At 68.2% G+C, this 15,112-nt stretch carries 13 protein-coding genes; 11 read left to right on the forward strand and 2 right to left on the reverse strand.

The genetic code is table 11. The features are described 5' to 3' along the window. The first annotated feature begins 80 nt into the window (after positions 1-80). Positions 81-809, forward strand: a complete 729-nt coding sequence (locus VJT49_RS07210; protein ID WP_324164016.1) for a DUF4157 domain-containing protein — start codon at positions 81-83, stop codon at positions 807-809. Positions 810-908: 99 nt separating this feature from the next. Here the strand turns inward: VJT49_RS07210 and VJT49_RS07215 are convergent, their stop codons facing one another. Further along, positions 909-1,475 (reverse strand): hypothetical protein, encoded by a 567-nt coding sequence (locus VJT49_RS07215; RefSeq protein WP_324163924.1) that lies wholly within the window; start codon positions 1,473-1,475, stop codon positions 909-911. 24 nt (positions 1,476-1,499) lie between these two features. After that, entirely contained in the window at positions 1,500-5,315 is a 3,816-nt protein-coding gene (locus tag VJT49_RS07220; protein WP_324163925.1) for a hypothetical protein, read from the reverse strand. 270 nt (positions 5,316-5,585) lie between these two features. Between VJT49_RS07220 and VJT49_RS07225 the strand changes: the two genes are divergently transcribed. From VJT49_RS07225 to VJT49_RS07270, 10 genes are all read left to right on the forward strand, one after another. Then, entirely contained in the window at positions 5,586-7,121 is a 1,536-nt protein-coding gene (locus VJT49_RS07225) for a phage tail sheath family protein (protein WP_324163926.1), read from the forward strand. An 18-nt stretch (positions 7,122-7,139) separates the two neighbouring features. Continuing rightward, positions 7,140-7,586, forward strand: coding sequence for a phage tail protein (locus tag VJT49_RS07230; RefSeq protein WP_324163927.1), 447 nt, complete (start codon positions 7,140-7,142; stop codon positions 7,584-7,586). A gap of 2 nt (positions 7,587-7,588) precedes the next feature. Continuing rightward, the gene (locus VJT49_RS07235; RefSeq protein ID WP_414635857.1) at positions 7,589-8,032 is read left to right on the forward strand and encodes a hypothetical protein; all 444 of its coding nucleotides are present in this window, start codon (positions 7,589-7,591) and stop codon (positions 8,030-8,032) included. Continuing rightward, positions 8,029-8,187 (forward strand): DUF6760 family protein, encoded by a 159-nt coding sequence (locus VJT49_RS07240; RefSeq protein WP_324163929.1) that lies wholly within the window; start codon positions 8,029-8,031, stop codon positions 8,185-8,187. The genes VJT49_RS07235 and VJT49_RS07240 overlap by 4 nt, the downstream gene beginning before the upstream one ends. 169 nt (positions 8,188-8,356) lie before the next feature. After that, the gene (locus VJT49_RS07245; protein WP_324163930.1) at positions 8,357-11,269 is read left to right on the forward strand and encodes a hypothetical protein; all 2,913 of its coding nucleotides are present in this window, start codon (positions 8,357-8,359) and stop codon (positions 11,267-11,269) included. Between the two features lie 11 nt (positions 11,270-11,280). Beyond that, positions 11,281-11,715 carry a phage tail protein gene (locus VJT49_RS07250; protein WP_324163931.1) on the forward strand — a complete coding sequence of 145 codons (435 nt, stop codon included), beginning with the start codon at positions 11,281-11,283 and terminating at the stop codon, positions 11,713-11,715. 1 nt (position 11,716) lies between these two features. Then, entirely contained in the window at positions 11,717-12,481 is a 765-nt protein-coding gene (locus VJT49_RS07255) for a LysM peptidoglycan-binding domain-containing protein (RefSeq protein ID WP_324163932.1), read from the forward strand. Between the two features lie 28 nt (positions 12,482-12,509). Further along, complete coding sequence (locus VJT49_RS07260) at positions 12,510-14,285, forward strand: VgrG-related protein (RefSeq protein WP_324163933.1); 1,776 nt, start codon at positions 12,510-12,512, stop codon at positions 14,283-14,285. A gap of 17 nt (positions 14,286-14,302) precedes the next feature. Beyond that, on the forward strand, positions 14,303-14,584 hold the full coding sequence (locus VJT49_RS07265) for a PAAR domain-containing protein (RefSeq protein ID WP_324163934.1): 282 nt from the start codon (positions 14,303-14,305) through the stop codon (positions 14,582-14,584). A gap of 68 nt (positions 14,585-14,652) precedes the next feature. Beyond that, entirely contained in the window at positions 14,653-15,063 is a 411-nt protein-coding gene (locus tag VJT49_RS07270) for a GPW/gp25 family protein (protein ID WP_324163935.1), read from the forward strand. Positions 15,064-15,112: the final 49 nt, after the last annotated feature.

The raw sequence follows: 15,112 nt of genomic DNA on the forward strand, positions 1-15,112 counted from the left end.
AGACGGGCGAACGTAATCCCTTGTTCTTCGTCCAAGGAAGGGTCAGGCTTGTGGCAGGACTGCCGACCGGAGGGGTGACTATGCGCGGGCACGGCCACGAACACGATTTCGAGACGGGCTTCCGTCCCAAGGGCGACCGGATCGAACGCGACGACCACGACCTCCTGGGACGCGCCGCCGTCGCCGGCCGGACCGACGTGCTCGGCCCGGCCGGGATGCTCGGTCTGCAACGAGCCGTGGGTAACGCCGGCGCGAGCACCCTGGTGGAAGAGGAACGCTCACCGGTCCACGACGTGATCAACTCCGGCGGCGCGCCCCTGGACAACGAGACCCGCTCCGATATGGAATCCCGCTTCGGTCAGGACTTCTCCAACGTCCGCGTGCACACCGGCGGCGCCGCCCACGAGTCGGCGAAGTCCGTCAACGCGCAGGCCTACACCGTCGGCTCGGACATCGTCTTCCAGAGCGGCAAGTACGACCCCTCCTCCGACGCCGGCAAGCACATGCTCGCCCACGAGCTGACCCATGTCGTCCAGCAGCGCAGCGGCCCCGTCGACGGCACGGACGCGGGCGGCGGCGTCAAGGTCAGCGACCCCTCCGACCGCTTCGAACGCGAAGCCGTCGCCAACGCCGACCACGTGATGTCCCAGTCCGCTCCCGCGGCCGCCGCTCCCGCCGGCGCGGCCGTCCAGCGGATGGAGGACACGGCGGCCGTGCAGCGCGAGGAAGCCCCGGAGGAGGACGAAGCCGACACTGCGCAGACTTTCGTCCAGCGCGAAGCCGAGGAAGAGGAAGAAGGATCCGAATAGGGTCCACGCAGCCGATTCGCCGCCGCGTGGTCTGCCCCACGGCAAACCTCTGTCGGAGCCAGGAACTTGAGAATCCGTGGTGCGCGCTGGATCTCGTCGTCAAGGTGTGTCGAGCGTTTCCAGCATTGCCTGCGCGTCAGCCCTGATTGCCGGGGAGGCGTCTGAAGCGGCCATCCTGCCGAGGATTTCGCGTAACGCGGACCAGCCAGGAAGGTACGCGCCGGCAAAGACCACGGATTCTCGAACTTCTTCGGACGGGTCTTGAGCGGCCGAACCGAAGGCGGCGACACTTGCCTCTTCCTGGTCGCTCGGCGCGCACAACGCAAGGATGCGTACTCGTTCCGCGCGTAGCTGTGGTGACGGTGCGTCCCGCAGTGAACCAATTGTTTCCTCAACCGACCAGACGTGGAGCCGGTCCTTCACTTCGTCCAGCACGGGCTCGCGGTCAGCACTGTCGAGCAGGAGATAGGAAAGACCAACAAACGGATCTTCCACAAAATGGACCTCGTGACGTTGTCCCCGTGTTCCCCAGGCTTCCTCGAACGGCTCGTCCGGGAGATCTTTTCCGAATCCGCGGACAGTCCACCCCAGCACGCTGGCGAGCCGCCGGAATTCGTGGCGGGTCACGCCGGGGTCGAGCACCAGCTTGATCAGGTCCTGTGGCACAGGCTATCCTTCGTGTTCTCGAGGTCATGGTACTCCGTGGAAGTGTAGCAGCCAGTCCTTCATTATGCGCTTCGCGTTGTCCGCGCTGTCGACTATCATGCCTCTCCTGTGGTTCAGGAAAACAGTTGCCCAGCGCCACACAATTTGCTTTTCGCGCTCGATCATCTCCCGATTTTCTTCATCGGAACCGCGTTGCTCCATTGCCGCGGCCGCCCCCCGCATCGAGGCGGGATACTCGCCGCCGGTGTGCACGCGGTCATCCTTGGCGGCCGGCGCGTGGAAGAGGCGAAACGCGTCGTCGACCGACATGTGACCTTGCTGGATGAGCGCGACGGTCATCGGGGCGAGAGCTGCGTTCTGCGCGCCGCGGTGGGTTTCCCGGCCGAACATGAGGACGGCCAGCTGGCCCAACATCTGCTGATCGCTCGCCGTGACTCCCGCGGGCATTCTTCCCGTTTGTGCGACCTGTTGCAGCGCGAGGCCCATCTCGACGTCCGTCATCGTCTTCGGCAAACGGTTCGGCAGGGTATGGTAATGGCCGACGTTCGGGCCTCCGGTGACCGGGTTCTGGACGCGAACCGTGCCCTTCGCCTCGTTTATGCTGACTCGGACCTGGCGCGGTTTCGGCTGGCGTCCGGTCTTGGCGAAGAAATTCTTGATAAATCGTGTTACGCCGCCGTGCCATTCCTGGACGTCGACGGTGCCGGGGGAGATGGCGTACGTCTGCTTGTTCGCGGGTACGGCGGCCCCCCGGTTGTGGAAGAATTTCGCCAGCCCGAGGAACCCGCCTCGCCCGGTTACCGGAACCGTCGCGTTCGGGTCGTTCTTGCGGAGTTGAGCCATATGTCGCGCGTGCGACTTGACGATGGGGTTGTCGAGTACTTCGCCGGAGACTTGGACGGCGATATCGCGCAGCATCTCCATGCTCAGCTTGACGACCTGGCCGGCCTCCTTCTCGGGGTTGATCTTGGCCCAGATCGCGACCGTGCCGGTGTCGCCGCGAACCTCGAGCGCGGTGAGCCGGTGTTGTGCGCGCCAAGTGGCCAGCTTCGAACGGAAGTCCATGCTGGACGGCCCAGCGGTGGCGGCCGCCCTTATCTTCGGGCGCAGGCTCAGTATGATCGTGTCGAGCTTTTCCTCCTTTTCCTGCCGACTTTGCTCCTTGGTGGCCGGCCCGCCGCCGTCCTTTTTCGCCTTCTTCCCGAACCTGTCCTTGATCTTCTTCCCCGCGGCCTTCATCTTGGCCCAGATCTTCTTGCCGAACTTGACGATCTTGTCGACCACCCAGTCGACGGCCTTCATGACCGGCTTGGACAGCGCTTGGAAGAACTTCTTGACCTTCTCGGCGATGCCACCGATGCCGAGGATGGCGGCCAGGGCGCCGATCAGCACCGGGATCGACTTGGCCAGCGCGCCCTCGATCAGGGCCGGGACGCCGCCGGTGCCACCGCCGGCGATGGCGATGACGGCGTCGAGGACGGCGTTGACGAATTCGATGATCTGGGCGCCGCGTTCGATGATGAACGTGACGATGTCGATGATCATCTTGCAGGCCTTGACGAAGGCCGAGGCGGGGTTGAGCAGCGAGATGATCCAGGTGATGCCGGCGATCAGGACGGTGGGGATCAGGTATTCGGTGATCTTGGCGAACAGGTTGGCCTTGAGATCGCCGACCTTTTCCTTGATGTCCTCCCAGATTCCCCCGATGCCGCCCGAGGCGAGTTTCTGCGCCACGGGCACCGACTTTTCCGCGGCGTCCATGGCGGGGGCGGGCACGCCACGGGAGATCACCCGGCTCTTGATCGCCTGCCAGGTCAGGCCCAGCAGGGAACCGATCATCATGATGATGCCGCGCAAATCGAACTTCGACGGCAGTTGCAGCCCGGCCGAGGCCATGGCGCCGAGCAGCCAGCCGAGCAGGCCCTTCTTCAGGTGCTCGCCGATGTTGGCCATGAAGGCGCGCAACCCGGCGCCGACGGCGGAGACCAGTTTGCCGAGGAAACCGATAGGGTCGGAGATGATCGCCATGACGGCCGAAGCGGCCTTGGCGAGCACGCCCATCAGCATGTCCTTGAGCTTCAGGATCGTTTCGATGACGCCCTTGACCGCGTCGACGGCCTTGGCGATGAGCCCCTTGTTCTTCTCCTTTTCGGCGGCGATTTCGTCGTCGACCGACTTGAGCGCCTCGGTGTACTTGCCGGCCAGGGTGTCGACCAGTTCCTTGCCCTTGGCGTCGACGGACTCGGTGAGTTCGTCGAACTTCGCCGAGAACTGCCCGGCGGCCTGCTTGCCGATCGCCTGCAGATCGGCCGGCAGCTTGCGAACCTCGGCCTGGAGTTCGTCGCGGCCGGTGGCGATACGCTGCTTGGCGCGGTTCAGCTCGCCGCCGATCAGGTCCGCGATCCCGGAGATGACCTGCTGCATCCGCGCGACGTAGCCCTTGCGGGCCTCGACGAAGATCTGGTTCGCCTCTTCGGGCAGGCCCGCGAACTTGTCCTTGACCCACCGCAGCTTTCCGGTGAAACCCGAGTACCGTTCGTCCTTGTACTCGTCCATTTTCCGCTTGTGCTCCGCGGTGAACGCGTCACGAGCGGCCTTTTCGTCCTTGGTGAACCTTTCGTCCACCTTTTTGTCCAAACCGGACAGTATGTCTTCGACATCCTTCTTCGTGGCGTCGAAGACTTTCTGCAGTTTCGCGGTGGCCTGCGCGCGCTTCTGCTCGTCGGAGCCTTTCGCGCCCTCCCTGCCTTGGCCGACCTGGGCGCCGGTCTGCTTCCGGTGGTTGGCCAGCGACGTCATCGCGGTCGCACCGGCCTGCTGGGCCTGCGCTTTCGCCCCCGCCAGCGTCTGGGCCTCCTTCGCGCGGATCTGGCCCGGGGAGGCGGCGGCCTGCTTCTCGCCTTCCTTCTTCGCGTCCAGCGCGCCGGTGAACTCCGGCTCGTTCGACTTGGCCAGCTGCTCCTCGGTGACCTGTGCGTCGGCCAGCTGGTTGTCGACCTTTTCCGGACCGTCGGAGAAATCGGTCGCCGACGCGGGTGCCTTGTCCGGCACGGCCTTCGATGGGTCGGGCGCGGCCGGGGTGGGCGGCGGCTGGTCCGGCCGGAGCGGCGTGACCTGTTTCTCTTTCGCCTGCGAGGTGTCCGGCGGGGCCTTGGTGGTGGTCTCGATCGCGCCTGCCGAGGCCTTCCTGCCCTCGCCGACCTTGCCCTGCACCTGGCTCTTGACCGCGTCCGCCTTGCCGGATTCGGAGAACTTGTCGGCCTCGTCGAGATTCTTGGGTGCCTGCGCGGCGATCGCGTCGTTGACCGCTTTGACGAACGCGGCCTTGTCGAACTCGCCCGGCTTGGCGGCGTTCATCTTCTCCGCGTTCGCCGCCTTGCCCTGCGCCTCCTTGTCATCCTGCGGCGGCTTCGCCGCGGCCTGGGACGCCTGAGCCTCCGACCGGGCCGGCGGATGCTTGCGCATCGTCTGTTGTTTGGCGCGGATGTCGGCCTGTAGTGCTTTGAACTTCGGGTCCCCGTCCGGGCCCGGCCGGGCGGGAGCTTCGCCACCCTCGGCGAGCCGCTGCACCTGCGACGTGTCACCAGCGGCGGGTGCCGGTGACGGCGATGGACCTGGTCGCTCGGCGGCGGGTGAAGCCTTCGTGGGCGCGGGGCGGGCACGTCGTGCCAGCAGGGCCGCGGCGGCGCGGTTCCCCGCGACCGATTGCAGCCGCTGGACCGCCCCGGCGCTCAACGGCCGGTTGGGGGCCGGGGAAGGCTCGTCATCCCGGCGCTCCGGCGAAGATCGGTGGTCCGGACGCCGGCCGGGCTCCCGGTCCTCCGCCGGTGCCTTCACCATGTACCCCCCCCGTGGGCAGCCGATTTCCCTGGTGCATACCAGTTTTGGGCGTGCCGTCCGGCACCGAAGGAGCGGATGGCCGTACTTCCGGGCACGGCTGCCTGCCCGGAAGTACGAACGCCCGAGCGGCGTCGTGTTCCCGGTGCGTGACGGCTGCCTTTTGGGGCAGTGATCGGTTCCCTCCCGCACCGTCACGTGGTCGTTCTGCCCGCGCCGCTGGCCACGGAGTATCGCGGAGGTAGGCAATCTGCTCATCAAGGAGGCAAGGGGATGCCCACTTATCTCTCGCCGGGCGTGTACGTCGAGGAGGCCGAGGCGGGCTCACGGCCGATCGAGGGCGTGGGTACCTCGGTAGCCGCATTCGTCGGGTTCGCCCAGCAGGGGCCGTTCGACACAGCGACGCTCGTGTCCAACTGGACGCAGTTCACCTCGATCTACGGCGAGTTCGTCGACGGGTTCTATCTCGCCCAGGCGGTCTACGGCTATTTCCTCAACGGGGGCACGAACTGCTACATCGTCCGCATCGGCGGGGCGCGCGGTAACGGCAACGGTCGCCGGCCGGAGCTGACCGCCGGGCCACAGGCGACGCTCGGCGGCTACCGCGTGCTGGCCAGGGAACTGCCCGCCGGGACGAAGGCGTCGGACATCACGGTCGAGGTGGCCGACTCCGGCGACGAGAACGCCCCGGACGACCGCTTCACCCTGCTGGTCAAGCAGAACGGCAAGGTCGCCGAGACACACAACGTCACCACCAAGCGCACCAAGGACAACATCATCACCGTCGTGCGCGAGAAGTCGAAGCTGATCGCCATCGAGGAGGTCGGCGGCGGAGCGCTCACCAAGCCGGAAAAGGGCACCGTGGCGCTGCAGGAGGCCCCGGCGCCGGTGCCGACCACGGTCGCGCCCGACGACTTCGTCGGCGACGTCTCGGACCGCACCGGTTTCAGCGGTCTGGAGGCCGTCGACGAGATCACCATGGTGATCGTGCCGGACCTGATGAGCCAGTACGAGCGTGGCGCCATCGACCTCGAGGCCGTCAAGTCGGTGCAACTGGCCATGATCGCGCACTGCGAGCTGATGGGGAACCGCCTGGCGATCCTCGACCCCCCGCCGGGGCTTTCGCCCCAGCAGGTCAAGGACTGGCGCACCGACTACGCCGGCTACGACTCGAAGTACGCGGCGCTGTACTACCCGTGGATCAAGGTCTTCGACCCGGGCAGCGGCATCAACAAGTTCGTCCCGCCGAGCGGGCACATGGCCGGTGTCTGGGCCCGCACGGACAGCACGCGGGGCGTGCACAAGGCACCCGGCAACGAGGTCGTGCAGGGCGCGGTCAGCCTGGCGACCCAGGTGACCAAGGCCGAGCAGGACCTGCTCAACCCGATCGGCGTGAACTGCATCCGCTCGTTCTCCGGCCGCGGCATCCGCGTCTGGGGCGCGCGCACGCTCTCCAGCGACCCGGCGTGGCGCTACCTGAACGTGCGGCGGCTGTTCAACTATTTCGAGGAGTCCATCCTCAACGGCACCCAGTGGGTGGTCTTCGAGCCGAACGACGAAGCGCTGTGGGCCCGGATCCGCCGCACGATCAGCTCCTTCCTGGTGACGGAATGGCGCAAGGGTGCCTTGTTCGGCCTCACCCCCGACGAGGCGTTCTATGTCAAATGCGACCGCGAAACCAACCCGGCCGAAAGCATCGACCTCGGCCAGGTGCTCTGCGAGGTCGGCATCGCGCCGGTGAAGCCCGCGGAATTCGTCGTCTTCCGGCTGGCCCAGATCCAGGGCGGCACCAGCCTGGTGAACGAATAACAAGGAAGGGTTGTTGACATGGCTCTCGCCGAATTCGACAAGGCGGTCGGTCATTCCTACGGGCTGGAGGTCGACGGCATCCAGATCAAGCAGATCTCCGAGGTGTCCGGCCTGAAGATGGAGCAGGACGTCATCGAGATCAAGCAGAACAGCGCCGCCGACGGCAAGTACATCATCAAGAAGGTGCCGGGCCGCCCGAAGGCGGGCGAGGTGACCTTCACGCGCGGTCTCACCGACGACACCAGTTTCGAGAAATGGGTCAAGGACTCCCATTTCGGCAAGATGGGCGAGGCGCGCAAGGACGGCGCCGTGGTCATTTACGACTACGAGGGCACCCCGCTCAAGCGCTACAACCTCAAGCGCTGCTGGCCCAAGAGCCTGGAGATCGGCACGCTGAAGGCGGGTGACACGAGCATGCTCACCGAGAAGCTCGTGGTGACCTACGAGGAACTGGAACCCGAATAAAGATGCGGCGCACCACGATAACGGTGCCGGTCCCGGCCACTCCGGAGCCGGCGCCGGCCCAACCCCAGCGTGAAAAGATGCGGACCGAGTTCGCTTTCGAACTGCCCCGGGGCTACGTCGACGATTCCGGCGTCACACACCGGTCGGGCGTGATGCGGTTGGCCACCGCCCGGGACGAGCTCGTGCCGCTGCGGGATGACCGGGTTCGCGAGAATCCGGCGTACCTGACGGTGGTGCTGCTGGCCCGGGTGATCACGCGCATCGGCGACATCACCGACGTGCACGCCGGGATCGTGGAGAACTTGTTCGCCTCGGATCTGGCGTTCCTCCAGGATCTCTACCGGCGCATCAACAGCGAGGGCCACACGCGGGCCGGGGTCACCTGCCCGGAGTGCAGGCACGAGTTCGCGGTGGACATCGCTGGTGGTCGCCTGGGGGAATCGTGACGTACGCGGCGGACCGGCTGCACGAGGAAGTCGCGTACGTCGCTTACCACTTCAACTGGTCGATGGACGACATTCTCGACCTCGAGCACCCCGACCGGGTGCGGTACGTGACCGAGATCGCCCGCATCAACACCAGGATCAGCGAAGGGAGATGAATCGCGATGTGGGCTGGCGGGGGTCCGGGGGCCTTCCCCCGGCGGGGGCCTGGCGGCTGGGCCCCGGACAGCACCGCGGTGAGGCTCCGACGAGGCCGGGGGCGATGAGATGAGCCGGTTGTGGGGACGAAGAGGAAGCACGGAAGCTGTCCGGCCGGAACCGCTTCCGGTGTCCCGTGGCGAGTGGCGTTCGCTCGCGCCGATCCAGCGTGTGCTGCCCGAGCATCCGCTGGTCAACCCGGCCCAGCGGTTCAGTTCGTCGCTCGCGACCTGGCAGAGCCCGGCTTACCTGGCCCCCTTGGGGCACCGGGTGTCGGTGAACGAGCCGTCGGGGACCGCGGACCTGGCCCGGCCGGTGACGGTGTCGCGTGCGGTGGCCATGCCGGTGGCGCAACCGCTGAAGACGTCGAAGCCGCCACGGGTCCCGCTCCTGTCGCGTATCCGCGACGCGGTGTTGCAGCGCTCCGCGGAGGAGGCGGTCTCGCCCGAACCGCCGGAAACCACGTCGTTCGAACCGGCTCCGGAGGTCGTTTCGGTGGAGCCGGCGGTGCCGGTCTCCGATGGCCCCGCGCTCGATCCGGCGCCGAACGCGACGCTGGGGCAGCCACCCTCGCCGGCGCTTCCCCAGGTCCAGCGGGTGGTCGAAAACCCCCGGCAGGTGCCGGTTTCGCCGGAGTCCGCGGGCCGGCCGCCGGCCCTGGGGGTGCAGCGGGCCGCGGACCCGTTGCCGTCGGCCGGTCCTTCGGGAAGGCCGCCGGTAGCCATACGAAACACTTTGGACGGTCCGGTGCCTGGTCACGCTCGCGGGCCGGCCGAGGTGCAACGAGTCGCGGAAACCCTTCCCACGCCGGGTGCCCGGGAAACCCGTTCGGATCAGCTGCCCCTGGTGCGGTTGCGGTCTGTGCAGCCGGTTCAGCGGACCACCGACTTCACCAGGGCAGGGCCTGTTGAACTGCCGATGTTGCGGCTTCCGAGCGTCGCCGCCCCGGTGGTCGCGAGAACCGCGGAGCCGTCCCACGCCGAGGTGGGGCCGGACGCCGATTCCGCGCACGTCCAGTCCGTGCGGCCGGACCCGGTGCAGCCAGTCTCCACCATGGACCTCGGCGCCGCACATGTCGACACCGTCGGGACTGTCGGTGCCGCGGATTCCGGTGCCCTCGACGTGGGCGCTGCGGAGGTCGGTACCGCGGGCACCGGCGCGGTGGGCCCGGTGGTTGCCGGAGACGCTGTGAGCGCTTTCACCCCAGGAAATGGTTCCAACGCGGAAGGTGCTTTCAGCGCGGGGGATGCTGGCGGCGCTATGGGTGTCGGCGCGAGCCCCGCGGACCTGCCCGCCGTGCAGCGCGCTCCGGCCTCGCAAGATGTCGGCATCTTACCGCTCCGGCCCGTGCCAGCACCGCAATTCGGTGACAACTCGCCGTCCATCGGGGATGTGGAGCCCGGCGGGGGCCGAGGGATTTCCCGCGCGGACGAACCAAGTTTGCCGCTTGCGGGCGGGACCCCGCCGGGTGGTGAAGCGAGCGTGGCTGTGCCGGGCGCCGGTGGGCTGGACATCGGTGTGCCGGGGACCCGGGAGGCGAGTGCTGGTGCGGTGAACGTCGGTGACCCGGGTGCCGACCGGCCGGCGGCTGGGTCGGGTGCCGCTGGGGCCGGCGATGGCGGGTTCGTCGTGCCGACGCTGAGCCGCCTGGCCGATCCGGCCCCGGCCGCGGATCCTGCTCCGGAACCCGGGCCCGCGACTCCGACACTCGGCGCGCTGAATGTCGCGACACCGGCCGGGCTGAATGTCCAGAGACACCAGGAGCCGGCTGCTCCGGCGCCTGACCTGCCGGTCAGCGTGCCGGTGTCGAGCGGGCCGAACAGCGCGGACACTCCGGCCGGCCCAGATATCCCGGACAGCGCTGACAGCACGAACAGCACGAACAGCACGAACAGCTTGGGCACTGTGGACAGTGGCGGCGGGCCGACGCTCGGCGTGTCCGACGGAGGCGGCATCACGGCGCTTGCTGCCCCGGTCAGCACCGGCCAGGACCAGGAGACCGTGCCGGAGGGATCGAACGCACAGGTACAGGGCGCGTTGAACGCGCCGGTCGTGAGCGAGCACGGTATCCAGGCCGGTCTAGGAGTGCCCGCGGTGCAGCGAGCAATCGAAGGGCGGAACGCGACCGGAGAGTCGAGCGCACCGCTTCTCGGGGGCCAAGAACCGTCCACTTCGGACTCCGCCGCCCGGGCCGGATCGGGGAGCTCCCCCGCGCCCGGCGGGGTTTCCCGGACCGTGGACGGCCATCCGCCGGTAGTGCAGCGTGCCGGCGCGGCATCACCCCGGCGGCTTGGTCTCGGCTCGCCGCTGATCCCGGGCTCACCACCGGGCCTGGCACCGATGTCCACACCGCCGATGTCCGTGGCCGAGCCGGTTTTGGAGCCGGCGGCGATTTCCGCGACGGCACCGCTGACCGGTGAAGCCCCCCTCGAAGCGCCACCGCCACCCGAAACGGTGCAACGGCAGGAAGAAACGGCAGCGCCCGGTGAGGCGCTGCCGATCGCCGCGTTACCGGTGGCCCGCGCCCTCGATGGTCCTCCGGCAGTGGGCCGAGCGGCGTTTCCGGCCGCGGTGCCCGTGACGGTCTCCCGCCTCATCGGCGACCGCGCTGCGCAACCCGTGCTCGCCACGACCCGCGAAGGGGCGCACCAGCAGGGGCTCGCCAGCGAGAACGTCCGGCCGGGCACGGCGCCCTCGGTCCAGGAACTCGTTCCGCCCCCGGCCCAGCGGGCACCGGCACCACCCACGGTGCAGACGGTGGTGCAGGGAACCGTCCCGGTCATGGCGGGGCCCGTAGAGGTCACCGTGCAGCGGGAGGACACCGGGGCCGCACCGGCCGCGGTCGGGGCGCCGCCACCGGCGGACGCCACCGAATCCGCCGCCCTGGCGGCACCACCACCATCGGCGGCGGCCGCGCCCGCCCCCGGCCAGAGCCCGGACGAGCTGGTGAAGAAACTGTTCGATCCGTTGCTGCGCCTGCTCAAAACCGAGCTGAGGCTCGACCGTGAGCGCCGTGGCGCGCTCACCGACCGCTGGCACTGAAGGAGAACGAAATGGCCGAAACCGAAGCAGTCGCCGTGTGTTTCGTCGTGAAGATCGACGACAAGAGCCTCGGCGTGTTCAACAGCTGTGACGGGCTCGGTGCCGAGTTCGTCATCGAGCAGCGTGAGGAGGGCGGCAACAACGGCATGGTCTGGCAGTTGCCGTCCCGGATCAAGTACTCCAACGTCAAGCTGTCGCGGCCGGTCACCAAGGACAGCGCGAAGATCACCAGGTGGTTCTCCGAAATGGCGGGCGGGATCAGCCGCAAGACCGCCACCATCGAGGCCCGCACCCTGGAGGGCACGGTGATCGCGAGCTGGTCGCTGGACGGGGTCGTACCGGTGCGCTGGAGCGGGCCGCAGTTGTCCGCCGACTCGCCGAAGGTCGCCACGGAGACCATCGAGCTCGCGCACCACGGGTTCCTGGGCTCGGGAAGGGGGAACTAGGATGTCCGCGTCACCGGTCACCTTCACGTCGGCGGGCAGTTCGGCGGGGGCGAACTACGGCTCGGGGATGCCCAGCAACCTTCAGCACGCGCTGCTGGAAGTGCACCAGCCGCCCAAGACCGGCAGTTCTTCGCAGCCGGGCGCGAAAATGTTCGACATCACGTTCCAGTTCAACCCGAAAGAACTGTCGCTGACCAAGAACGCCAAGTGGAACCGCGAATCGCACGCGAACGCGAAGAAGAGCGCGCCCCCGGAGTTCAAGGGGCCGGACCCGTGCAAGCTCACCCTGGAAATGTTCCTCGACGCCACGGACAAGATGGACGACAAGGTGGTCAAGAAGGTCGAGCAGCTGTTCAGCTGCTGCGTGGCCACCGAGGAAAGCCGCCAGGGCGGGAAGGGCTCGCCGCCGTGGGTCATCTTCAAATGGGGCAGCATGACCGGCTTCCCCGCCTACGTGTCGAGCGTGACCGCGAAATACACCCTGTTCACCCCGGGCGGGGTGCCGGTACGCGCGGTGTGCACGCTGAACCTGGAGGAGATTTCCGGCGAGCAGGGTGGCCAGAACCCGACTTCGCGGGCCCTGGCGGCGCGTAACGAGCACGTGCTGGTCGCGGGCGACACCTTGCAGTCGGTGGCGTACCGCGCCTACGGCGATGCCGAGCTGTGGCGGGAGATCGCCGAGGCCAACGAGATCGACGATCCTATGCGCCTGCGTCCCGGTTCGCGATTACTGGTGCCGGCGCTGGACGAGGTCGTGGCGAAATGACGTCGCGGCACGCGGAGGTTGTCCAGAGATGACCAACGAAACCTTCAGCAACACCCTTGTCGTCGAGGTCGAAGGCGCGCCCCTGGCCGACGATGTGAAGAGCATGCTCTCCCACGCCTGGGTCGAGGACAGCCGGAACCTGCCGGACGCGTTCCTGCTGCGGTTCCGCGATCCTGGCGGGGTCGTGCTTGCCAAGGCCGGGTTCAAGGTCGGCGCCAAGGTGAAACTGAAGGCCGCGACGTCGGATCCGGGCGCGGCGGAGCTGTTGTTGTCCGGCGAGGTGACCGCGATCGGCATCGATCTCGACCGCACCGGCACCTTCACCGAGGTGCGCGGCTACGACCATGCCCACCGGCTGTTCCGGGGGCGGCGGGTCGCGGCCTATCCCGAGATGACGATCTCCGACGTGGTGCGCAAGGTGACCCAGCGCGCCAATCTCCAGGTCGGCACGATCGACGCCGTGCGCGGGGTCGGTGGCCGCCCGCACACCCAGTTCAGCCAGGACAACGTGAGCGACTGGGAGTTCTTGTCCCGGCTCGCCGACCTGGTGGGCGCCCAGATCGTGGTGAAGGACGGCAAGCTCGACTTCCGGTTGCCGGAGAAGCCGTCGACCGCCCCGGCCACCTCCGCGAAGGCCACGACCAACCCGCTGGTGCTCGAGGCCCACCGCAACCTGATCGCGTTGCGGGCCGGGATCACCGCGGCCGAGCAGGTGCCCGAGGTCGAGGTGCGCGGCTGGGACTTCGAGAACAAGCAGGAGGTCACCGCGACCGCGCCGGCGAAGGCGGTGGGCACGGAGGCCGGCGGCGTCGACCCGGTCGGGCTTGCCCGGAAGTTCAGCGCCCCGTCGTTCCTGGTGGCCGATGGGCCGCGGCGCACGCAGCCGGAGGCGCGCGCGGTCGCCGACGCGCTCGCCGCCCAGCTCGGCGGCGCCTGCGCGGAACTGGACGGCGTGGCGAGGGGCAACCCGAAGCTTCGCGCCGGTACGGCGGTCGCGCTGACGAATGTGGGGGAGCCGTTCGCCGGCAAGTACACGCTCACCAGCACCCGGCACCTGTTCGCCGATCATGTCGGCTACACCACGGAGTTCACCGTCTCGGGCCGGCAGGAGCGGTCGTTCTACGGGCTGGCGACGGGCGGCGCCGGGTCCGGTCCGTCGGGCACCTCGCTGGTGCCCGCGGTGGTCAGCGACAGCAAGGACCCGGCCAAGCTCGGCCGCGTCAAGCTCACCTTTCCCTGGTTGTCCAAGGATTTCACGAGCACCTGGGCACGGGTGGTGCAGGCCGGCGCGGGCAAGGAGCGGGGCACGCTGATCGTGCCCGAGGTCGGGGACGAGGTGCTGGTCGGCTTCGAGCACGGGGACTTCGAGGCGCCCTACGTGCTCGGCGGGCTGCACAACGGCAAGGACAGCGTGCCCAGGTTCTCCACCGACCCGGTGGACGGGACCAGCGGCGAGATCGCCGTGCGGGGGTTCGTCTCGCGCAAGGGACACAAGCTGGAGTTCGTCGAGACCGGCGGCATCACGATCGCCAGTGGCGACGGCAAGCTGGTGATCAAGCTCGACCAGAAGAACTCCACGATCGAGATCACCAGCGGCAAGGACGTGAAGGTCAAGGCCAGCAACGGGGTGTCGATCGACGCGGGCAGCGGCCTGCTGGAGCTCAAGGGCCAGCAGGTGTCGATGAAGGCCGACACCCAGTTGAAGGTCGAAGGCAACACCGTTTCGGTCGCCGGGCAAGGACAGACCGAGGTCACCTCGAACGGGGCGCTGACCGTGCGCGGCAGTGTCGTGCGGATCAACTAGTTGCGCGAAGGAGAGAAATGCCACCAGCGGCGCGGGTCGGGGACCCCACCGGGCACCCGGGAGTCCTTACTGGACCGGGAGTGCCGACCGTGCTGATCGGCGGTCAGCCCGCGGCGACCGTGGGCACCATGCACGCCTGCTCGTTCCCGCCGCCACCGCCCCATCCGCCGAGCCCGATCCTGCCGCCCGGCTGCCCGACGGTGCTGATCGGCGGCCAGCCGGCGGCCCGCCTGGGCGACATGGCGGGGTGTGGCGCGCCGATCGTGTCGGGCTGCGTGACTGTCCTCATCGGAGGGTGACGATGACGGGGTTGAGATTGTCGACGGAAGTGAGCCGCCCGCGCGCCGAGAAACGGAGCGGATGATCGATGGACTTCATCGGCAGGGGAGTGGCGTTTCCCATCCACACCGACGCCACCGGGTCGATCGCGCTGGTGAGTGGCGAGCGGGAGATCGTGGAGAGCATCCGGCTGATCCTGGGCACGGCACCGGGGGAGCGGCCGATGCGGCCGGAGTTCGGCTGCGCGATCCACGACCTGGTGTTCGCGCCGGCCGACGCGGCCACCGCGGGCCAGATCGCCTACGAGGTGCGGGCTTCGCTGGAACGGTGGGAGCCGCGCATCACCCTCGACGACGTGGTGGTGAGTTTCGCCGAAGCCGAGTGGGGCACGTTGCTCATCGACATCCAGTACACCCTGCGGAACAGCAATGACCCGCGCAACCTGGTGTTCCCGTTCTATGTGATCCCACCGCACGACGGTGGGCCGGAGGCGACATGAACGGGCGGCAGACGAGGCGACCACCGGGCGCGCGCCGTCGCGCGCGGAC

The sequence above is a fragment of the Amycolatopsis sp. genome (genome assembly GCF_035276945.1).
Lineage (GTDB): Bacteria > Actinomycetota > Actinomycetes > Mycobacteriales > Pseudonocardiaceae > Amycolatopsis_E.

What these genes read in the sequence shown, in the direction of transcription:
- VJT49_RS07210 (WP_324164016.1), top strand. Translation starts at nt 81, where the DNA reads ATGCGCGGGCACGGCCACGAACACGATTTCGAGACGGGCTTCCGTCCC.
- VJT49_RS07220 (WP_324163925.1), bottom strand. Translation starts at nt 5,315, where the DNA reads ATGGTGAAGGCACCGGCGGAGGACCGGGAGCCCGGCCGGCGTCCGGAC.
- VJT49_RS07225 (WP_324163926.1), top strand. Translation starts at nt 5,586, where the DNA reads ATGCCCACTTATCTCTCGCCGGGCGTGTACGTCGAGGAGGCCGAGGCG.
- VJT49_RS07230 (WP_324163927.1), top strand. Translation starts at nt 7,140, where the DNA reads ATGGCTCTCGCCGAATTCGACAAGGCGGTCGGTCATTCCTACGGGCTG.
- VJT49_RS07235 (WP_414635857.1), top strand. Translation starts at nt 7,589, where the DNA reads ATGCGGCGCACCACGATAACGGTGCCGGTCCCGGCCACTCCGGAGCCG.
- VJT49_RS07250 (WP_324163931.1), top strand. Translation starts at nt 11,281, where the DNA reads ATGGCCGAAACCGAAGCAGTCGCCGTGTGTTTCGTCGTGAAGATCGAC.
- VJT49_RS07255 (WP_324163932.1), top strand. Translation starts at nt 11,717, where the DNA reads ATGTCCGCGTCACCGGTCACCTTCACGTCGGCGGGCAGTTCGGCGGGG.
- VJT49_RS07260 (WP_324163933.1), top strand. Translation starts at nt 12,510, where the DNA reads ATGACCAACGAAACCTTCAGCAACACCCTTGTCGTCGAGGTCGAAGGC.
- VJT49_RS07265 (WP_324163934.1), top strand. Translation starts at nt 14,303, where the DNA reads ATGCCACCAGCGGCGCGGGTCGGGGACCCCACCGGGCACCCGGGAGTC.
- VJT49_RS07270 (WP_324163935.1), top strand. Translation starts at nt 14,653, where the DNA reads ATGGACTTCATCGGCAGGGGAGTGGCGTTTCCCATCCACACCGACGCC.